The organism is Amycolatopsis rifamycinica, assembly GCF_000695625.1.
GTDB classification, from domain to species: Bacteria; Actinomycetota; Actinomycetes; order Mycobacteriales; family Pseudonocardiaceae; genus Amycolatopsis; species Amycolatopsis rifamycinica.
In genome coordinates this window covers 37,598-57,866 of record NZ_JMQI01000063.1, presented here as the reverse complement: position 1 = coordinate 57,866, position 20,269 = coordinate 37,598, and the positions used below count along the sequence as shown (strand labels likewise).

At 71.7% G+C, this 20,269-nt stretch carries 18 protein-coding genes; 10 read left to right on the top strand and 8 right to left on the bottom strand.

All coding sequences use genetic code 11. The annotated features are described in order from the left end of the window. Positions 1–6 precede the first annotated feature (6 nt). Positions 7–756, top strand: a complete 750-nt coding sequence (locus tag DV20_RS29850; RefSeq protein WP_043786197.1) for a S1 family peptidase — start codon at positions 7–9, stop codon at positions 754–756. Between the two features lies 1 nt (position 757). Here DV20_RS29850 and DV20_RS29845 read toward each other — a convergent pair whose 3' ends face one another. Continuing rightward, positions 758–1,747 carry an NAD(P)/FAD-dependent oxidoreductase gene (locus DV20_RS29845; protein ID WP_043786196.1) on the bottom strand — a complete coding sequence of 330 codons (990 nt, stop codon included), beginning with the start codon at positions 1,745–1,747 and terminating at the stop codon, positions 758–760. Positions 1,748–1,869: 122 nt separating this feature from the next. On the opposite strand from DV20_RS29845, the gene DV20_RS29840 reads away from it, so the two are divergent. The 6 genes from DV20_RS29840 to DV20_RS29815 all read left to right on the top strand — a co-directional run bounded on the left by DV20_RS29840 (position 1,870) and on the right by DV20_RS29815 (position 8,659). Beyond that, positions 1,870–3,267: a class II fumarate hydratase gene (locus DV20_RS29840; RefSeq protein ID WP_043786279.1), complete on the top strand. Its 1,398-nt coding sequence runs from the start codon at positions 1,870–1,872 to the stop codon at positions 3,265–3,267. A 73-nt stretch (positions 3,268–3,340) separates the two neighbouring features. Then, positions 3,341–3,730: a hypothetical protein gene (locus DV20_RS29835; protein ID WP_043786195.1), complete on the top strand. Its 390-nt coding sequence runs from the start codon at positions 3,341–3,343 to the stop codon at positions 3,728–3,730. A 25-nt stretch (positions 3,731–3,755) separates the two neighbouring features. Continuing rightward, positions 3,756–4,619 (top strand): helix-turn-helix domain-containing protein, encoded by an 864-nt coding sequence (locus tag DV20_RS29830; RefSeq protein ID WP_043786194.1) that lies wholly within the window; start codon positions 3,756–3,758, stop codon positions 4,617–4,619. Between the two features lie 52 nt (positions 4,620–4,671). Next, the gene (locus DV20_RS29825) at positions 4,672–6,351 is read left to right on the top strand and encodes a PstS family phosphate ABC transporter substrate-binding protein (RefSeq protein ID WP_043786193.1); all 1,680 of its coding nucleotides are present in this window, start codon (positions 4,672–4,674) and stop codon (positions 6,349–6,351) included. Positions 6,352–6,391: 40 nt separating this feature from the next. Continuing rightward, a complete protein-coding gene (locus tag DV20_RS29820; RefSeq protein WP_043786192.1) occupies positions 6,392–7,924 on the top strand; it encodes an ATP-dependent DNA ligase in 1,533 nt (510 codons plus the stop codon). 120 nt (positions 7,925–8,044) lie between these two features. Continuing rightward, entirely contained in the window at positions 8,045–8,659 is a 615-nt protein-coding gene (locus tag DV20_RS29815) for a Pr6Pr family membrane protein (protein WP_043786191.1), read from the top strand. Between the two features lie 20 nt (positions 8,660–8,679). Here the strand turns inward: DV20_RS29815 and DV20_RS29810 are convergent, their stop codons facing one another. Next, the gene (locus DV20_RS29810; protein ID WP_043786190.1) at positions 8,680–9,894 is read right to left on the bottom strand and encodes an NADH:flavin oxidoreductase/NADH oxidase family protein; all 1,215 of its coding nucleotides are present in this window, start codon (positions 9,892–9,894) and stop codon (positions 8,680–8,682) included. Positions 9,895–9,991: 97 nt separating this feature from the next. On the opposite strand from DV20_RS29810, the gene DV20_RS29805 reads away from it, so the two are divergent. Then, the gene (locus tag DV20_RS29805; protein ID WP_043786189.1) at positions 9,992–10,615 is read left to right on the top strand and encodes an MBL fold metallo-hydrolase; all 624 of its coding nucleotides are present in this window, start codon (positions 9,992–9,994) and stop codon (positions 10,613–10,615) included. Between the two features lie 30 nt (positions 10,616–10,645). On the opposite strand, the gene DV20_RS29800 is transcribed toward DV20_RS29805, so the two are convergent. Together DV20_RS29800 and DV20_RS29795 are read right to left on the bottom strand one after the other, a co-directional pair. Continuing rightward, entirely contained in the window at positions 10,646–11,158 is a 513-nt protein-coding gene (locus DV20_RS29800; RefSeq protein ID WP_043786188.1) for a hypothetical protein, read from the bottom strand. Positions 11,159–11,171: 13 nt separating this feature from the next. Continuing rightward, the gene (locus DV20_RS29795) at positions 11,172–11,642 is read right to left on the bottom strand and encodes a DUF309 domain-containing protein (RefSeq protein ID WP_043786187.1); all 471 of its coding nucleotides are present in this window, start codon (positions 11,640–11,642) and stop codon (positions 11,172–11,174) included. 44 nt (positions 11,643–11,686) lie between these two features. Between DV20_RS29795 and guaB1 the strand changes: the two genes are divergently transcribed. Continuing rightward, a complete protein-coding gene (gene guaB1 / locus DV20_RS29790; RefSeq protein ID WP_043786186.1) occupies positions 11,687–13,126 on the top strand; it encodes a GMP reductase in 1,440 nt (479 codons plus the stop codon). Here the strand turns inward: guaB1 and DV20_RS29785 are convergent, their stop codons facing one another. From DV20_RS29785 to DV20_RS29775, 3 genes are all read right to left on the bottom strand, one after another. Continuing rightward, positions 13,127–16,210 carry an amidohydrolase family protein gene (locus tag DV20_RS29785; protein ID WP_051736190.1) on the bottom strand — a complete coding sequence of 1,028 codons (3,084 nt, stop codon included), beginning with the start codon at positions 16,208–16,210 and terminating at the stop codon, positions 13,127–13,129. A gap of 120 nt (positions 16,211–16,330) precedes the next feature. Then, the gene (locus tag DV20_RS29780; RefSeq protein WP_084093737.1) at positions 16,331–17,623 is read right to left on the bottom strand and encodes a PhoH family protein; all 1,293 of its coding nucleotides are present in this window, start codon (positions 17,621–17,623) and stop codon (positions 16,331–16,333) included. Positions 17,624–18,072: 449 nt separating this feature from the next. Then, complete coding sequence (locus DV20_RS29775) at positions 18,073–18,849, bottom strand: isoprenyl transferase (protein ID WP_043786183.1); 777 nt, start codon at positions 18,847–18,849, stop codon at positions 18,073–18,075. Positions 18,850–18,962: 113 nt separating this feature from the next. Between DV20_RS29775 and trhA the strand changes: the two genes are divergently transcribed. Then, a complete protein-coding gene (gene trhA / locus DV20_RS29770; RefSeq protein ID WP_043786182.1) occupies positions 18,963–19,604 on the top strand; it encodes a PAQR family membrane homeostasis protein TrhA in 642 nt (213 codons plus the stop codon). Between the two features lie 101 nt (positions 19,605–19,705). Here trhA and DV20_RS29765 read toward each other — a convergent pair whose 3' ends face one another. After that, the gene (locus DV20_RS29765) at positions 19,706–20,179 is read right to left on the bottom strand and encodes a carboxymuconolactone decarboxylase family protein (protein WP_043786181.1); all 474 of its coding nucleotides are present in this window, start codon (positions 20,177–20,179) and stop codon (positions 19,706–19,708) included. Between the last annotated feature and the right edge of the window lie 90 nt (positions 20,180–20,269).

The following is a 20,269-nucleotide window of genomic DNA, read 5'->3' as shown; positions in this document are numbered from 1 at the left end:
AGTTCCGTGTCCAGGCGACTACTGGTCCTGCTGGTGCTGGTGTTCGCCATGGTCCCCGGCACGGCGTCGGCCCGCCCGGCCATCGTCGGGGGTGCCGCCGCGGACCAGCCGTACCCGTTCACGGTCTCGCTGCACACCTCGTCGGGCAAGCTGTTCTGCGCCGGCGCGCTGATCGCGCCCACCTGGGTCGTCACGGCCGCGCACTGCGCGTTCGGCAGGACCCCGGCCGACTTCTCGCTGCGAGCGGGCACGAACGACGTGAGCCAGGGCGGCGAGGTCGCCCAGGTCGCCGGGATCGTCGTCAACCCGGCGTTCAACACCCAGAGCCCGGCCGGCGACATCGCGCTGCTGCGGCTGACGGCGCCGGTCACGACCGCGCCGATCGGGCTCGCGACGGCCGCGTCGCCGGGCACCGCGACCCGGATCGTCGGCTGGGGCCAGACCTGCCCGAAGCTCAACTGCGGCGGGCTCCCGACGACGTTGCAGCAGCTCGACACGAAGATCGTCGAAGGCTCGAAGTGCACGTCGGGGTTCGACGGCACGGCCGAGCTGTGCACCGACAACCCGGGCGGCAAGTCCGGGGCGTGCTTCGGCGACTCCGGCGGCCCGCAGGTCGTGCGCGACGGCGACCGCTGGCTGCTCGTCGGCGTCACCAGCCGTCCAGGCAACAACGACCCGGAATGCGCGACGGCGCCGTCGATCTACACCTCCGTCGTCGCCTACGCGCCGTGGCTCGCGGAGAAGACGAAGGCCTGACCTACTCGGCGTTGCTCGAGTGGCCCGGGAACAGGTGGGCGTCCGGGTCGAGCTCGACGGCGATGTTGTTGACGGCCGTCGCGGCCTCGCCGAAGCCGGTCGCGATCAGCTTCACCTTGCCCGGGTACGCGGCGACGTCGCCCGCGGCGTAGACGCGTTCGCGCGCGGTCGCCATCGTCGAATCGACCGCGATGGCGCGGTGGCTGATTTCCAGGCCCCAGCTCTCGATCGGGCCGAGGTCGGCGGTGAACCCGAGCGCCGCGACGACGGCGTTGGCCGGGAGGCGTTCTTCGCCCGCGCCCTTGATCGAGACGTCGACGGCTTGGAGCGTCCCGTCCGGCGCCTCGACGAACCGCGTGACCTCGGCGTCGGTGATGATCCGGGTGCCCAGCTCGCGCGCCTGCCGGACGATCGACTCGGCGGCGCGGAACTTGGCGCGGCGGTGCACGAGCGTCACGCTCGCCGCCACCGGGTGCAGCGCGAGGATCCAGTCGAACGCCGAGTCGCCGCCGCCGACGACCACGACGTGCTGTCCCGCGTGCGCCTGCAGCGAAGGAACGAAGTGGACCATGCCGCGGCCGAGCCAGCCGTCACCGGCCGGCAGCGGTCTCGGGGTGAACTCGCCGATGCCCGCGGTGATCAGCACGGCACGGGCCCGCAGGGTCTCGCCGCCGTCGAGGGTCAGCTCGAGGCCGTCCCCGGCCGGCTCCAGCTTTTCGGCCTTGCGCCCCAGCAGGTACTTCGGCTTGAACGGCGCGGCCTGCTTCACCAGGCCCTCGACCAGATCGCGGCCGCGGACCTCGGCGAACCCGCCGACGTCGTAGATCATCTTCTCCGGGTACATCGCGGTCACCTGGCCGCCGGGCTCGGGCAGCGAGTCGACCACCGCCATCGAGAGGCCGCGGAACCCGGCGTAGTAGGCGGCGAACAGGCCCGTCGGGCCCGCCCCGATGATCACGAGGTCGTAGGAGTCCCCAGCAACGTCAGTCATGCTCGCTCCAGCCAGTGGTGGATGGCGGTGATCGAGAACACACCCGATCCTAGCGGCGCGGGGCGCCGAGGGTGGGCGACGCCACCACGCGGCCGCGCCCGAAGAGGGCCAGAATCGAGGTCATGGCTGATCAGGAATACCGGATCGAACACGACACGATGGGCGAGGTCCGCGTGCCTGCCGACGCGCTCTACCGGGCGCAGACCCAGCGGGCCGTGGAGAACTTCCCCATCTCCGGCCGGGGCCTGGAGCGCGCCCAGATCCGCGCGCTCGGCCTGCTCAAGGCCGCCGCCGCGCGCGTCAACCACAAGCTGGGCGTGCTCGACGCCGACGTCGCGGAGGCCATCGCGGCCGCCGCCGACGAGGTCGCCGACGGCGCCCACGACGCGCACTTCCCCATCGACGTCTTCCAGACCGGGTCGGGGACGTCCTCGAACATGAACGCCAACGAGGTCATCGCGACGCTGGCCTCGCGTGCGCTCGGCCGTGACGTGCACCCGAACGACCACGTCAACGCGTCGCAGTCGTCGAACGACACGTTCCCGACGACCATCCACGTCGCCGCGACCGAAGCCGTCACCAAGGACGTCATCCCGGCGCTGGAGTACCTGGCCGGCGCCATCGAGGTCCGGGCCGCGGAGTGGGCGGACGTCGTGAAGTCCGGCCGCACTCACCTGATGGACGCGGTGCCGATCACGCTCGGCCAGGAGGCGGGCGCGTGGGCGTCGCAGATCCGCTTCGGCGTCGAGCGGCTGAAGTCGGGCCTGCCGCGGCTGGGCGAGCTGCCGATCGGCGGCACGGCCGTCGGGTCGGGCCTGAACGCGCCGGAGGGCTTCGGCGCGTCGGTCGCCGCGGAACTGGCCACGGTGACCGGGCTGCCGCTGACCGAGGCCCGCGACCACTTCGAAGCCCAGGCGACGCAGGACAGCGTCGTCGAGACGTCCGGGCACCTGCGCACGGTCGCCGTGTCCCTCAACAAGATCGCCAACGACCTGCGCTGGCTGGGTTCCGGCCCGCGCACCGGCCTGGCCGAGCTGGCGCTGCCGGACCTGCAGCCGGGCTCGTCGATCATGCCGGGCAAGGTGAACCCGGTGATCCCGGAGGCGACGCTGCAGGTGGTCGCCCAGGTGATCGGCAACGACGCGGCCGTCGCCTTCGCGGGCGCGGCGGGCAACTTCCAGCTGAACGTCAACCTGCCGGTGATCGCCCGGAACGTCCTCGAATCGGCGCGGCTGCTCGCGGCCGTTTCGCGGCTGCTGGCGGACAAGGTGTTCGCGGGCATCACCGTGAACGCCGAACGCACGCGGACCTACGCCGAGGGCTCGCCGTCGATCGTGACGCCGCTGAACAAGTACATCGGCTACGAAGAAGCGGCGGCGGTCGCGAAGCAGGCGTTGAAGGAGCTGAAGACGATCCGCGAGGTCGTCATCGAGCGCGGGTACGTGCGCGAGGGGAAGCTGACCGAAGAACAGCTCGACGAGGCGCTCGACGTGCTGCGCATGGCCCGCGGCGGCAAGTGACCGGCTCCGTGGCCCGATAACCGCAACGAACCGCACGCCGTCAGCGACTTCCCGTTCGTCACGAGACGGATTGGTGTGGTCAGGCGGGGCCGCCACGGCGCCCGGCTACGTCCAGATCACCATCCAGGGCCGCGACCACGTCCCGGTGACCCTGACCGACATCCGGGTCCGCGTGCTCGACCGCCGCGCTCCCCTGCACGGCACGGCGCTGAACCGGGAGACCTCCCGCCCTGGGGAACGCAAGCCGATCAAGTTCACCTACACCGTCTCGATCACGGACCCGGAGACGTTCCTGATCGAGGCGCGGACCCCGGACTGCGACTGCGACTGGGTCGCCGACGTCCACTGGTCGGCCCAGGGCCGGACCGGCGTCCTGCCGATCACCGACGGCGGCAAGCCGTTCCGGAGGCACCAGTACCAAGAACGCGCGAGCCTGCACACCCGGTTCGCCTGTTCGCCCTGACCCGCGTCCCGGGGATACTGGAGGCATGAGTGACGCCGCCGAGCTGGGCGCCTTCCTGAAGGCGCGCCGCGCCGCCCTGGACCCCGCCGAGCTGGGCCTGCCGCCCGGGGTCACGCACCGGCGGGTCGAGGGCCTGCGCCGCGAGGAACTGGCGCAGCTGGCCGGCATCAGCGTCGACTACTACACGCGGCTGGAGCAGGGCCGCGCGAAGAACGTCTCGGACGCGGTGCTCGACGCACTCGCCCGTGCGTTGCGCCTGAACGCCGGTGAAGAGGCTTACCTGCACAACCTCGCCGCGCCGAAGCGCCGGTCGCGCGAACAGCGGCAGCGGGTCCGCCCCGAGCTGCAGCTGCTGCTGGACGCCATCCAGGCGCCCGCGTTCGTCTTCGGCCGCTATCTGGAGGTGCTGGCCTGGAACGCCCTCGGCGGCGCCGTCTCGTTCGACTTCGGCCGCATCGAGGAGCGCAACATCGCGAAGCTGTTCTTCCTCGACGAACGCGCGAAGGACCTGCATCCGGAGTGGGCCGCGGTGGCCCGCGAGGTCGTCGCGAACCTGCGCGCGGAGAGCGGACGGCATCCCGGCGACCCGGAGGGCGCCCGGCTGATCGGCGAGCTTTCGCGGGCCAGCGCGGAGTTCCGCGAGCTGTGGGCCGAGCACACGGTGCGGGAGAAGGCGCAGGGCTGGAAGGTGATGCGCAACCCCGTGGTCGGCGAGCTGCGGCTGCGGTACGAGACGCTGCGCCTGCCCGACGACCCGGACCAGGGCCTGGTGATCTACCACGCCGAACCGGGGTCGGAGAGCGAACGCGCGCTCGGCCTGCTGGCCAGCTGGATCACCACCGATGAACGGGCGGTGCACACTCGGTCGTCGCAACCCCACGCCGGATGACGGCTGCCTAGGCTGCTGCACCTGGGGAGTCCGGGGGCAGAGGAGCGGCACGGTGGGCGTCGGCGCGACGATGCAGTCACTCGCCGAAATCCTCAGCTCGGACTCGGGCAGCCTCGTGCTCGGGCTCGCCGCGCTGGTCGCGATGGCCGCGCCGTTCGTGGACCGCTACTTCATCCGGCGGCGGCGGCTGAGCTTCCGCGTGCTCTACAACTCGAAGATCGGGCTGTCCCCGATCGACCTGCACGACGGCGAAAACGGTTCCGCGCAGGCGGATCCGCAGCTGGAACGGACCGCGCGGCTGCTGAGCCGGATGAGCGTGGTCGTGATCCGGATCCACAACACCGGCGGGTTCGACATCGCGCCGGACGACTTCGAGATCCCGCTGTCGTTCACGTTCGGCCGCCGGATCGTCTGGGACGCGCGGGTGTCCGACGCCACCGACGACGGCCTCCGCCAGCACGTCTGCGACGGACTGGAGTTCTTCACCCGCGAGACGCCGCAACGGCCGGTCGAAGGCGTGAAGCTGTCCCGCGTGCGCGCGCTGCTGCCGAAGCGGCTGGCCGGGCTGGCCGCGTCGGAAGCACCGCCGGAGGCGCCCGAGTGGCACGGCGTGCGCTTCGCGCGGCTTTCGCTGCGGCGCAAGGAAAAGTTCAAGCTGGTCGTCGTGCTGCGCGAGCCGGACGGGCACGACGGCGAGATCAGCAAAGAAATCGGGCACCACGCCCGGCTCGCCGCCGGCCGGATCAAGGACGACCGCAAGCAGCGCCGGTTCGGCTGGCCGGTGATCACCACGGCGATCGGCGTGCTGCTGACCGGTGCGCTGCTGGCGACGCTGATCGTGTCCTGGTCGCGGCCGGGTGACACCGCGCAGTGCGCCACCGGGAAGCTGGCCGTCGAAGGGTCGAGCGCGTTCGTCCCGATCATGGCGAGCATCGCCGCCGAGTACCACGGCCAGTGCGACGGCGCGGCCATCACGACCCGCGCGACCGGCAGCGTCAGCGGCGTCCGCGCGCTCGCCCCGGTGGGCGCGACCGGCAAGGACGAGCTGGCGGTGCTCTCGGACGGCCGGTCCGGCGAAGCGGGCCCCGACCTGGCGGCGAAGGCCGTCGCGGTGGTCGTGTACAGCCTGGTCGTCAACCGCGCCGCCGGTGTCGACCGGCTGACGACCCAGCAGGTCAGGGACATCTTCAGCGGTCGCGTGCGGAACTGGGACCAGCTGCGGCCGGGACCGCCGGTGCCGATCGGGATCGTCGGCCGCGGGCAGGAGTCGGGCACGCGCAAGACGTTCGAGCAGAAGGTCCTCGGCGGCGCGGAAGACCGGCTGACGTCGGATTCGTGCCGCAGGCCCGAGCGGGACCCGGCCGCGGCGACCACGCGCTGCGAGCGGGGCACGACGGCCGAGGTGCTCACCGAAGTTGCGGCGGTGCCGGGCGCGATCGGGTACGCCGACGTCCCGGCGGCGAAGGCGGCCGCGGCCCGCGACCAGCAGGTGGCGGTCGTGCAGCTCGACGGCCACTACCCCGACGTCACGACCGTCGACGCCGGGTACCGGTTCTGGACCGTCGAGTACCTGTACACGAAGGGCGTGCCGTCGAACGGGAGTGTGCTGAAGCGGTTCCTCGACTACCTGGCGAGCCCGGCCGCGCGAGCGGAGCTGCAGGACGCCGGGTACACGCCGTGCGTGGCCAAAGACGGCCTGCTCGACCCCCTCTGCACCAGGCCGGACAGCTGATCAGCGAGAAATTGTCGGTGGTCCGGGTCATGATGTCCGGGTGTTGCTGAGCGAGTTGGTCCGCACGTCCGCCGAACTGGCGGCGACCAGGTCCAGGAAGGCGAAGATCGCCCTCCTGGCCGCCGTGCTGCGCGCCGCGGAGGTCGCCGAGCTGCCCGCCGTGGTCGCGTACCTGACGGGGCAGACGGCGCAGGACAGGCTGGGTGCGGGCTGGCGCACCCTGGCCGGGCTGGGCGCCGAGCCCGCTCCGGAACCGGTGGTCTCGGTGCTGGAGGTGGACGCGGCCCTGACCGCGGCCGCGGGCGTGGCGGCGGGCACGGGGTCGAACACGCGGCGGCAGGAGGTGCTGCGGGCCCTGTTCACCCGGCTGGCGGCGGACGAGCAGCAGTTCCTGTTCCGGCTGGTCACCGGCGAGCTGCGGCAGGGCGCGCTGGAGGGCGTGATGGTCGACGCCATCGCGGCCGCGGCCGAGGTGCCCGCCGAGGACGTGCGGCGGGCCTACATGCTGTCCGGCAAGCTCGGCGTCACCGCGGTCGCGGCGCTGACCGGCGGGCAGGCGGCGCTGGCGGAGTTCCGGCTCACCCTCGGCACGCCGATCAAGCCGATGCTGGCGTCACCGGCGGAGTCGCTGGACGAAGCCGTCGCCGAGCACGCCGAGGCGATCGTCGAGTACAAAATGGACGGTGCGCGGATCCAGGTGCACCGCCAGGGCGACGAGGTGCACGTCTGGACGCGGACGCTGCGCGAGATCACCGGGAGCGTGCAGGAACTGGTCGAACTCGTGCGGGCGCTGCCGTGCGAGTCGGTGGTGCTCGACGGCGAGACGCTGGCCCTGACCGATGCCGGGCGACCGCGGCCGTTCCAGGACACCATGAGCCGGTTCGGCAGCACCCGCGAGGAACAGGTCAAGGCGCTGCTGCTGCGGCCGTACTTCTTCGACTGCTTGCACCTCGACGGCGTCGACCTGCTGGACGCGCCGCTGTCGGAGCGCAACGCGGCGTTGCGCAAGGTCGCCGGGGCACACGTGATCCCCGGCGAGGTGGGCACCGCGGGCGCGGCCGCCGTGCTGGAGGCGGCGATGGAGGCGGGGCACGAAGGGGTGATGGTCAAGGACCTGGCGTCACCGTACGCGGCCGGGCGGCGCGGGCGGGCGTGGCTGAAGGTCAAGCCGGTGCACACGATCGACCTGGTGGTCCTGGCGGCGGAATGGGGCCACGGCCGGCGCACCGGCACGCTGTCCAACCTGCACCTGGGCGCCCGCGACCCGGACGGCGGGCCGCCGATCATGGTGGGCAAGACCTTCAAGGGCATGACCGACGAGCTGCTGGCGTGGCAGACGAGGAAGTTCCAGGAGATCGAGACCCACCGCGACGACTGGACGGTGTACGTCCGGCCGGAGATCGTGGTGGAGATCGAGCTGGACAGCGCGCAGGTGAGCACCCGCTACCCGGGCGGCCTCGCGCTGCGGTTCGCCCGGGTGGTGCGCTACCGCCCGGACAAGGACCCGGCCGACGCGGACACGATCGACACGGTCCGCGGTCTGCTCCACGGCGACCGGACGGAAGGGAGCTGACGAAAGGCCTCGACGAAGAAGCGCAACCTGCGGCTCGCGGCGTAGCGGCCGGACCCGGGCACGGACGGCGCCGGGACGCACCTCGCGGCGATCGGTCCACAGTGGAGCTAAGCTCCGGCGATGCGCAGCGAGAAGCTCACCCGCGCCTGGTTCGCGGTGACCGCACTGGTCACCCTGACCGGGCTCGTCACCCAGGTCGTCGCCACCGCGAGCGCCTCGGACGGGCGGGTCGCGAACCTGCTCTGCTTCTTCACGATCGACTCGAACCTGCTGGTGGCGATCACCTCGGCCCTGGTCGCGCTGGGCCGGGCCCGCGGCCGGCTGTTCACCGTCCTCTGGCTCGACGCGCTGGCCGGCATCATCGTGACCGGCATCGTCTACCAGGTCGCCTTGGCCGGCTTGTACGAGCTGCACGGCCTTTCGCTGTTTTCCGACACGATGCTGCACAAGGTGGCACCACTTCTGTTCGTGCTCGGCTGGCTCCTGGTCGGCCCCCGCGGAGCCGTCACGTGGCCAACGGTCTGGTGGTCGCTGAGCTACCCGCTGGCGTGGCTGGCGTTCACGCTCCCCCGCGGCGCACTGACCGGCTTCTACCCGTACCCGTTCGTCGACGCGGCCGCCCTCGGCTACGGCCAGGTGGCACTGAACTGCGTCTTCATCGGGCTCTTCTTCACCGCACTGGTCGCGGCCGCGCTCCTGTACGACCGCCGCCTCACGCCGCTCGAGCCTGCTTAGGGACGTCCGGTCGGTCTCGGTCAGCCGCGGACGCGGCGGAAGGCGTTGAGCCCGTCGGTCAGCGCGGCCTGCACGAACGTCGGGAACGCGCCGCGGCGGTCGACCGGTTTGCCCGCGGCGATCCGGTGCATCTGCCGGGTGTGCCACTGGATCTCGAGGAGGCTGTCGGCCAGGCGGATGCCGGTCTTGGGGCACCGCCGTTCCGCGCGGACGTCGTCGCCGGCGAGCAACCGGGCCGGCAGGGCCGGGTCGACGATCAGCGGGCGGCCGAGGCCGATCGCGTCGACCTCGCCCGAGCGCAGGGCTTCGGTCATGCCCTCCGGTGTCGCGAACCCGCCGGTGACCATCAATGCGACATCGGACACCGAGCGGGCCTTCGCCGCGTAGTCGAGGAAATAGGCCTCACGTGCCTGGGTGCTCGCGCGGCCGCCGCCCATCATCACGGCCTGCTCGTACGTGCCGCCCGATACCTCCAGCAGGTCGACGCCGGCTTCGCCGAGTTCGCGCACGACCGCCAGGGACTCCTCCTCGGTGAAGCCGCCGCGCTGGAAGTCGGCGCTGTTGAGCTTGACCGACACCGGCACGCCGTCGCCGACCGCCTCGCGCACTCGCCGGACCACCTCGAGCAGGAACCGGCGGCGGCGGACGGCGTCGCCGCCCCAGGCGTCGGTCCGCAGGTTCGTCAGCGGGGAAAGGAATTGCGAGACCAGGTAGCCGTGGGCGCCGTGGATCTGCACGCCCGCGAAGCCCGCTTCGACGAACGTGCGCGCCGCGACGCCGAAGCGCTCGATGATCGCTTCGATCTCTTCGCCGGTCAGGGCCCGCGGGGCGGCGAAGGCCGTACGGACGCCTCGATCGCCGAAGGGCACCGCGGACGGGGCCACCGGCTGACGGGACAGGTACCGCGGGCTCTGCCGGCCGGGGTGGTTGAGCTGCACCCACAGCCGCGCGTCCGTGCCCTCGACCGCGGCGGCCCACGGCCGGTAGCCGGCCGGATCCGGCGTCGCGGCCACGTTGCGCGGCTCGCCGAGCGCGGCGGGGTCGACCATGACGTTCCCGGTGACCAGCGTGCCCGCGCCGCCGCGGGCCCAGGTCCGGTACAGCTGCGCGAGTTCGCGGGTGGGCGCGTTGCGGCGGTCGCCCAGCTGCTCGCTCAGGGCCGATTTCACCAGGCGGTTCGGCAGCTCCGCGCCGCAACGCAGCTTCAGCGGCTCCGCCAGGAGGTCCCGGGTCATCGCGCCACCTCTCGAACTTACTCACAGTAAGATGACTCGACGGTAGCATACCGTCGGTATGTCATCTACCCGGCGAATGACCACTAGGGTCGGGCGCATGACGGCGATCGTGCAGAACCTGGTGACCTCCGGCGTCTTCCGGCTCGACGGGGGCAGCTGGGACGTCGACAACAACGTGTGGATCGTGGGCGACGACGCGGAAGTCATCGTGATCGACGCCGCGCACGACGCGAAGGCGATCGAAAACGTCGTGGGCGAGCGGAAGCTGGCCGCGATCGTCTGCACCCACGCGCACAACGACCACGTCAACGCCGCCCCGGAGCTCGCCGCCGCGACCGGCGCGCCGATCCTGCTGCACCCGGACGACCGGGTCGTCTGGGACCTCACCCACCCGGACCGCGCCCCGGACGGCGAACTGGCCGACGGCGAGGTGATCACCATCGCGGGCACGGCGCTGCAGGTCATCCACACCCCGGGGCACGCACCCGGCGCGGTCTGCCTGTACGCGGCCGAACTGGGCGTGCTCTTCACCGGCGACACGCTCTTCCACGGCGGCCCCGGCGCCACCGGACGGTCCTATTCGGACTACCCGACGATCGTGCGCTCCATCCGCGAGAAGCTCTTCACGCTCCCGGACACGACGAAAGTCCACACAGGACACGGCGAAGGCACCACGATCGGCGCCGAAAAGGCGGCCTCGGACGGCTGGGACCAACCCTGACAGAAGGGCACTTTCACGTGAAAGTGCCCTTCAGGAGGTGTGCTTGCGGGCGACGAGGGCGAACTCCTCGATCGCCCGGTCGAAGGCGGCGCCGGCTTCCCGGACCGGCGTGGGCAGGAACCGCCGGTCGAACTTCCCGTCGTCGAGCTCCCACCGGGTGTGGTGGAGTTCCATCTCCTTCCGGCGGAGCACGTTCGCCTGCTCGACCAGTTCGTCCGGACCGCTCATCACGAGCAGCCCGTAGAACGCGCGCATGTCGGTGCGAGCCGTGTAGTACGCGTCTTCGAACTCGATCTCGCGCTGCGGGTCGGTCTCGAGCGCCTTGGCCAGCTTCCGCCGGCGGTGGATCACATTGGTGTCGACGATGTGCTTGCGCGCCCGTGTCGCGGCTTCGATCAGGCCCGCACAGCGGTCGGCCCGGTCCTGCCGCAGCTTCGCCCGCCGCGCGGCGTTGAGCTTCAGCGGCTCGAGCAGCGCCCCCAGGGTGACCCCGGCCAGCGAAGCGATGGCCGCGATGATCGCGGCACCAGATACGGTCAGCACCCGGAAGTGTCTATCAGCTCAGGCCGGTCAAGCGGGGCGGAACCGGCTCGGTTCGTACGCGCTGCTTCGCCTCTTCGGCCAGGCCACGCGCCCACTCCTGCAGCCCGGCGACGTCGACGCCGTGCGGCGGCTCACCCCGGAACGGCTCGATGTTCGCCGCGCCCCGCTCCAGCAGCGACACGGCGCCGACGTTGTTGCCGCGCGCCGCGTGCGTCAGGCCGACGGCGAGCTGCGCGAGACCGCGCCAGAGCTCGCGGTCCGGCCCGTCGGTCGTCTTCCAGGCGTCTTCGAACACCTCGTGCGCGTGGAACGGCTTGCCGTCGTCGAGCAGCCGCTGGGCCTCCGCAAGCGTTTGCGCCGGAGTCCGCGCGACGCCTTCCGGCTGGCGCTCGATCCCTTCCGTGCCGTACGGCAGCGGCCGGCCGAGGCCGTCGCGCGGCCGTGCGTTGCGTGCCCGTCCCTCGGCGTCCCGGTCGCGGCTCATACCCTCAGATCCTGCCACGGGCCCGGCAGGTAGTCTGGTGACTCGTGCGTTTCCTCGACGGCCACCGGCCCGCCCACGACCTGACCTACGACGACGTGTTCCTCCTGCCGAACCGCTCGGACGTGGAGTCCCGCTTCGACGTCGACCTCTCCACCGCGGACGGCACCGGCGCGACCATCCCGATCGTCGTCGCGAACATGACCGCGGTCGCCGGCCGCCGGATGGCCGAGACCGTCGCCCGCCGCGGCGGCCTGGTCGTCCTGCCCCAAGATGTGGACAGCCCCGCCGTCGCCGAGATCGTCGGGTGGGTCAAGAGCCGCCACCCGGTCTGGGACACGCCGCTGGTGCTGACCGGCGGTGACGCGGTCGCCGACGCCCTCAACCTGGTCCACAAGCGCGCGCACGGCGCCGTTGTCGTCGTGGACGGCGAAGGCCGCCCGGTCGGCATCGTCGACGAAGCCGCCTGCGCGGGCGTCGACCGCTTCGCGCGTCTCGCCGACGTCGCGCAGCCGCCGGTCGTCGCGGTTCCGCTGGCCACGCCGGCGCGTGAGGTGTTCGAACTGCTGAACAGCCACGGCGCCCAGCTGGCGCTCGGCCTCGACGCCGAGGGCCGGCTCGCGGGCGTCCTGACCGCCGTCGGCGCGCTGCGCGCGGAGATCTACACCCCCGCCGTCGACGACGCGGGCAGGCTGCGCGTCGCCGCGGCGGTCGGGGTCAACGGCGATGTCGCGGCGAAGGCGGCCGCGGTGCTGGAGGCGGGCGTCGACGTGCTGGTCGTCGACACCGCGCACGGGCACCAGGAGAAGATGATCGCCGCGCTGAAGGCCGTCCGGTCGGTGTCGCCGCGGGTCCCGGTGGTCGCCGGCAACGTGGTCACGGCCGAGGGCACGCGGGACCTGATCCAGGCCGGCGCGGACGTCGTCAAGGTCGGCGTCGGGCCGGGCGCGATGTGCACCACCCGGATGATGACCGGCGTGGGCCGTCCGCAGTTCTCCGCGGTGGCCGAGTGCGCGGCCGCCGCCCGCGAGCTGGGCAAGCACGTCTGGGCCGACGGCGGGGTCCGCCACCCGCGTGACGTCGCGCTGGCGCTGGCCGCCGGCGCGTCCGCGGCGATGGTCGGCTCGTGGTTCGCCGGCACCTACGAATCCCCCGGCGACCTGCGGTTCGACGAGCAGGGCCGTCCCTACAAGGAGTCGTTCGGCATGGCGTCGAAGCGGGCCGTCGGCGCGCGGACGCGCACGGACAACTCGTTCGACCGCGCGCGCAAGGCGCTGTTCGAGGAGGGCATCTCGTCGTCGCGGATGGCCCTCGACCCGCAGCGGCCCGGTGTCGAGGACCTGCTGGACTCGATCGGCTCCGGTGTGCGCTCTTCCTGCACGTACGCGGGCGCGCGGACCCTCGAGGAGTTCCACGAGCGCGCGCTCCTGGGCGTCCAGTCGGCGGCCGGCTTCGCCGAAGGCCGTCCCCTCCCCGCGGGCTGGTAATCAGCCCGCGCAGCACACGTGTTCCGACCACTCCGGGACGTGCCACCAGTGCTGCTTCTCCGCCGATCGGGCAGCGGGCGCCACCTCGGTGGCCGCCCGGTGCGCCGGCTGGTCCCGGAAGGGCGCCAGCAGCTCGCCGACCGTGCGCAGCACCCCGCCGACCATGACGGTGCGGACGTTCGCGGCCGCCTTGATGTCCTGCAACGGGTTGCCGCTGACGAGCGACAGATCGGCGTACGCACCTCGCTTGAGCACCCCGATCCGGTCCTCCAGGCCCAGCCACCGCGCCGGGTTGCGGGTGGCGGTGGTGAGCGCCTCGTACGGGGTGAACCCGAACGCGACCATGGCCCGCAGGTTCTGGTGGGTGGAGACGGCCACGTTGTCCAGCGGGGAGTCCGTGCCGGTGACCACGAACCCGCCCGCCCGGTGGATCCGCAGCACCATGTCGACGTTCCCGGCGAGGACCTGGCGGAGGTAGGCGTTCTCCGGGTTGCCCGCGGTGTCGGCCGTGGCCTTGAGCTGCTGGTACTCCCACGGTGGGAACAGGACCTCGGTGCGCTCGTCGGTCACCAGCGACTTGTCGTCGGCGTACAACGCCCGCGACGTGAACAACGTCGGCGTGATCGACATCCCCGAGCGGACGAACAAGGCGATCGCGTCCTGGTACGCCCGGCCGATCCGGCTGACGGTGTGCGAGTACCCGAGCCGGTTGGTGGCGCCGGTGTGCTCCATCGCGTCCATGCCGATGTTCGCCGCCGGGTACAGGTAGTGCGACGACAGCGGGATGCCCGCCCGGTGCGCGGCCCGGACCACGGCCTGCTGGTAGGCGACGGGCAACCGGACGTACGTCTTGATCATGTCGTACTCCAGCTCGACCGCGCGGGACAGCTCGAGGTCCAGCTGCCCGGGCGAAAGCGTCGGCCGCATGAAGTTGTAGTAGATCCGGGAGCCGTCGATGGCCTCCCCGGTGCCGAAGTACCTCGGCCCGACGCGGTTCCCGGATTCCAGGGCCTCGCGCGTCTCCAGCATCTGGTACACCGGGTCGCCGGGCGAGCGGGTCGTGGTGATGCCGTAGGACAGCCACAGCCTGCCCTGCCGGTCACCCCACTGCCTGCCGCGCAGGTGCCAGTGGTTGTGGATGTCGACGAGCCCGGGCATGGCGGTCAGGTCGTGCGCGTCGACGGTCCCCGGCGCGTCCCGGTGCGGCCGGACATCGGCGATCCGGCCGCCGTCGACGACGATGTCGACGTCCCGCCGCAGCGTGCGGGCGACGCCGTCCCACGCCGCGCCGACGTGGATGACGGTCGGGCGCGGCGGGCGCGGCCGGGCCCACGTGAAGTCGAGCCGGATCGTGCGCGGCGCGCCGCCGGTGATCCGCTGCGCCTTGAGCTGTCCCTTCGACAGGTACACGAGCGTGTCGTTCCCCTGCCAGGCCAGGGAATCGGTGACGTCGTGGGTGACCTGCCGCGGCTCGCCGACGAGCTTTCCGGCGCCGTCGACCGGGGCGATCCAGGCGACGCTTTCCACCGTGAACGCCAGGAACCGGCCGTCGGGTGACCACAGTGGACCGTCGTCGCCGCGGGTGGCGAGCGAGCGGAACGGCATCGGCTCGGCGTAGCGGAGTTCGTGGGTCTTCAGGTCGACCGTGAGGATCTGGCTCGTGCCCTCGCGGTAGCGCTTCGAGTACGGCTTGACCGCGGCCAGCGCGAGCACCGACCCGTCGGGCGACCAGGTGGGCCGGCCCGGCATGAACAGCGGCGGCGTCACCTGCTGGGCCCGGGCCGTCGCGACGTCGTGGATCCACGTGGCGCCGTCCTGGTCGGCGTAGGCCACCCGGCCGCCGTCCGGCGACCACCGCGGCGCGACCTGGGCGCCCGCCAGCTGGGTCAGGACGGTGTCCCGGCCGGTGCCGAGGTCCCGCACCCACAGGTCGGCGGTGCCGAGCCGGTCGCTCGTGTAGAGCAGCTTCGTCCCGTCCGGGTGGAAGTCCGGGTCGGAGGCGAAGTAGCCGTCGCCGATCAGCCGCTGCGGGCGGCCACCGCCGGCCGCGACGACGTAGATCGCGTTGAGGGCCCGGAACGCGATTCGCTTGCCGTCCCGGGACACCACCGGGCCGGCGATGCCGCGGACGGGCCGCGGCGCGGGCGAGTCCAGGTCGCGGACGCGCCTCCGGTAGTCGCGCGGCGCCGTGGACACGCCGGCTTCGAACGGGATGTCCTTGACGGCGCCGGACCGCTCGCGCCGCCGGATGCGTCCGTCGGCGGTGTAGAGCACGGCGGACCCGGACCAGTTCGCGGCGAAGCCGAAGACGTCCTCGCCCCGGGTCAGCTGCTCCTCGCCGAGCATGAGGTCCGCTTCGGCGCCCCGCAGCCGCAGGTAGCTGGGCTGCCCGCCGGGACCGAACGCGGGGCCGTAGAGCTTGTCGGTGCCGGTCGCGGTGATCAGGCGCGTGCGGGCGCCGGTGGCGAGGGTGACGACGTCGATGGCGGTGTCGTTCACGGTGAAGACGATCTTCGTGCCGTCGGCCGACCAGCGCGGCGACGCCTCTTCGTCCGCGGTGGACACCACCGTGCTGATCGCTCCGGAGGCGACGTCGAGCAGGTGGATGCCGTAGCTGCCGTCCCGGTCGCTGCTGAAGGCGATCTTGGTGCCGTCCGGTGAGAACACAGGCTCCCGATGGTCGAATCGCCCGCTGGTGAGCTTGCGGGGCGTACTACCGGCGGCATCGATGACGTACAGGTGGAAGTTGCCGTCGCGGTACGACTGGAACGCGATCCGGCGGCCGTCCGGCGACCAGGTGGGGAGCGTGGCGTCCTGCAGGTCGTCGGTGAGCCGCCGGGCGCGGCCACCGCCGGCGGGCAGCACCCAGATCCCGGTGACCAGGTCGAGCGCGATCCACCGGCCGTCCGGCGAGAGCGCGGCGGACATGTTCGTGCCCTGCCGCAGCACCACGCCGTCGCGTCCGGTGTCCGGCGCGGCGTCCGGCTCGGCCTGGGCTGCTCCCGCCCCGGCCACGGTCAGTGCGGCGGCGGCTGCGCCACTTCGGACGAGAAGCTCACGACGAGAGAGATTTTCCGGCCCCATCCGGCCCACTATGCCCAGCCCTGGATCGGCCGGATAGCGCCGAGCGGGTTTTTCACCGGATGTCCGGCAACGGCGGAAAGGATTGCCGGGGGCGGCGCGGACGCCGCCCCCGGAGTGTCCTCAGCCGTGGTCCTCCAGCATCTCGGTGACCAGGGCGGCGATCGGCGAGCGCTCCGAGCGCGTCAGCGTGACGTGCGCGAACAGCGGGTGACCCTTCAGCTTCTCGATCACCGCCGAGACGCCGTCGTGCCGTCCGACGCGCAGGTTGTCACGCTGGGCGACGTCGTGCGTGAGCACCACCCGCGACGCCGTGCCGAGCCGCGAAAGCACCGTGAGCAGCACGTTGCGCTCCAGCGACTGGGCCTCGTCGACGATGACGAACGTGTCGTGCAGCGACCGGCCGCGGATGTGGGTCAGCGGGAGCACCTCGAGCATGCCGCGGTCGAAGACCTCGTCGAGGACGTCCTGGCTGACCAGCGCGCCGAGGGTGTCGAACACCGCCTGGGCCCACGGCTGCATCTTCTCGCTCTCGGACCCGGGCAGGTAGCCGAGGTCCTGGCCGCCGACCGCGTAGACCGGCCGGAACACCACGACCTTGCGGTGCTGACGGCGTTCCATCACCGCCTCGAGGCCCGCGCAGAGGGCGAGCGCCGACTTGCCGGTGCCGGCCCGGCCACCCAGCGACACGATGCCGACGTCGGAGTCGAGCAGCAGGTCGAGCGCGACGCGTTGCTCGGCGCTGCGGCCGTGCAGGCCAAACGCCTCGCGGTCGCCCCGGACCAGCCGGATGCGCTTGTCCGCCGTGACCCGCCCGAGCGCGCTGGAGCTGCCCGCGAGCAGCCGCAGCCCGGTGTGGCAGGGCAGCTCGGCGAGCTCGTCCATGCCCCACTCGACCGGGTCGACGGTGCTGCCGCCGAACAGGGCGTCGATGACTTCCTGCTGGACGTCGACGTCCGCCATGCCCGTCCAGCCGGACGGCGTCACTTCCTGCGCGCGGTACTCGTCTGCCTCGAGACCGACGGCCCCGGCCTTGACCCGCAGCGGGATGTCCTTCGTCACCAGCGTGACCGCCGCGTTCTCCGCCGCCAGGTTCAGCGCGCAGGCGAGGATGCGGTGGTCGTTGGAGTCGGTCCGGAACCCGGACGGGAGCACCGACGGGTCCGAGTGGTTCAGCTCCACCTGCAGCGTGCCGCCGTGGTCCCCGATCGGGAGCGGCGCGTCAAGCCTGCCGTACTGCCGGCGCAGGTCGTCGAGCATGCGCAGGGATTCCCGGGCGAACCAGCCCAGCTCCGGGTGGTGGCGCTTCGCCTCCAGTTCACTGATGACAACCAGCGGAAGCACGACGGCGTGCTCGGCGAACCGAGTGACGGCCCACGGGTCCGAAAGGAGGACCGACGTGTCGAGCACGTACATGTGCTGCGGGGATTCGGGCGCTTTCTCCGGGCCAGGAACGGCACCGGTCGAAGAGTGGCCAGAGGCCTTACGGGGCAAACGCTGCGCAGTCACGACGGCATCTCCCTCGAGGGCGTGTGCACCGCACGCCCGCACTCGCTGGGCCGGGCACCTCCCTGGCTGGACCACTCCTCCTGACCGGAGTCAGGTGGCGCGGCCACGAGGGCCGGGTGCCGGCCCCCTCGAGCGTCTCGTGGGCGGCTGCGCCGCCCCCTCGATCACCGCCACGACCAGGGCCTCCCGCGAGGGCCCGCACGGAACGCGCGCCCTCACCTCGGAAGGTACCCACGAATGCGGGATCGCGCAGGGAGCCAACACGGTGATTCGCCAGATCGTCATCTCACCGTCGGTCGTCCGAAATCAACTCTGGGTGCGCTCCAGGGCCCGTGACCAGCGGCTTTCCGGGTGCTTCAGGAGCCGAACCGGCGGTGCCGCCAGGCGTAGTCGCGGATGGCGCGCAGGAAGTCGACACGACGGAAGGCGGGCCAGTACGCCTCGGTGAACCAGAACTCCGAGTGCGCGGACTGCCACAGCAGGAAGCCGGAAAGCCGTTGCTCGCCCGAGGTGCGGATGATGAGGTCCGGGTCGGGCTGGCCCGACGTGTAGAGGTGTTCGGAGATGTGGTCGACGTCGAGGATCTTCGCCAGCTCGTGAATGGACGTTCCCTCGTCGGCGTGCTGGCGCAGCAGCTTCCGCACGGCGTCGGCGATTTCCTGCCGCCCGCCGTAGCCGACCGCGACGTTGACCTCCATCCCGGTCCGCCCTTCGGTCCGGGCGGCGGCTTCACTGAGCCGCTTCGCGACGTCGGCGGGCAGCAGATCGAGCGCACCGACGATCCGCAACCGCCACGGCGTCCCGGGCGCGGCGAGCTCGTCGGTGACGTCGGTGATGATCTTCAGCAGCGGCGTGAGCTCGTCCGGGTCCCGGTTGAGGTTGTCGGTGGACAGCAGCCACATGGTGACGACCTCGACGTCGGCCTCCTGGCACCAGCTCAGGAAGTCCGCGATCTTCTTCGCCCCGGCCCGGTGACCGTCCGAAACGTCCGTAAAGCCCGCTTCCCGGGCCCACCGGCGGTTCCCGTCGAGCATGATGGCGATGTGCCGCGGATGCCGGCCGGCGGCCTGCTGGATGAGGCGCCTGCCGTAGGCGCTGTACACGACGTCGGACAAGAAGGAGCGAACACTCACGTCGAGTCAGCCTACGCACCCGGTGTGAGGCGTGTGACTCGAGCACTGCCGGAGAACCTACGCTGCCGTAACCTGGATGTGTGAGCCTGAAGACGGAACCACCTGAGCCCGTAGTGGATCTCCGCCCCCGGCTGCGCGGGCACATCCACTTCTGGACGTTCTTCGGCGCCCTGGCGGCAGCGGCCACGCTGATCAGCCTGGCGGCGTCCACAGTGTCCCCGATCGCCACCTTGGCGACGTCGGTGTACGGCCTGACGGTGCTCGGCCTGTTCGGCGTGAGCGCGCTGTACCACCGCAAGTTCTGGAGCCCCCGCGCGTACAAGTGGATGAAGCGCGCGGACCACTCGATGATCTTCCTGTTCATCGCGGGCACGTACACCCCGTTCACCCTCCTGGCGATGTCGAAGCCGACGGGCTACGTGATCCTGTCGATCGTCTGGGGCGGCGCGATCGCGGGCGTGGCGCTGAAGATGCTGTGGCCGCACGCACCGCGGTGGCTCGGGGTGCCGATCTACATCGCGCTGGGCTGGGTCGCGGTGTTCGTGTTCCCGGAGCTGGCGACGCACGCCGGCGCCGGAGCGCTGGTGCTGCTGTGCGTGGGCGGGCTGTTCTACACGCTGGGTGCGGTGTTCTACGCCGTGAAGTGGCCGAATCACTGGCCTGAGACCTTCGGGTACCACGAGTTCTTCCACGCGTGCACGGTGCTGGCGGCCGTGTCCCACTACATCGCGATCTGGCTGGCCATGTACGCCTGAGCGGTGCTCGCTCGTCCGGCCGGCCGGCGACGGGTTCCACCTGTCGTGCGGTCGTCACCATCCAAGGTGGACCGACGCCGCACGGCAGGTGGACCGTCCGGTCAGCCGAACATCCCCGGCTGGTACTCGCCCGCCGGGTTGCGGGCGATCACGTTCAGCCGGTTCCACGCGTTGATCGTCGCCACCAGCGCGATCAGGGCGCCGATCTGCTCGTCGTCGTAGTGCTTGCGGACCGCGGCCCACGTCTCGTCGCTGACGCCGGTGTGCGAGTCCGCGAGGCGGGTGCCCTCCTCCGTCAGCGCCAAGGCCGCGCGCTCCGCCTCGGTGAACACCACCGCTTCGCGCCACGCCGCCACCAGCGCCAGGCGGACCGCCGTCTCGCCGGCCGCCGCCGCGTCCTTCGTGTGCATGTCGAGGCACATGCCGCAGCCGTTGATCTGGCTCGCGCGGATCTTCACCAGCTCCTGGGTCGCCTTCGGCAGCGACGACTCCTCGACCGGGTGGGACGCCGCGATCAGGCGCTTGACGAACTTGCCGGTGATCTCGTTCTCGAACATGTTGATCCGGGCTTCCATGGCCGTTCCCTTCCATCGTCTGCTTCACCCCCTTGACGACCCGGGCGGCAGCGTTGTGACAACCCCGCCGGTGACGCCCGTCACGATGAA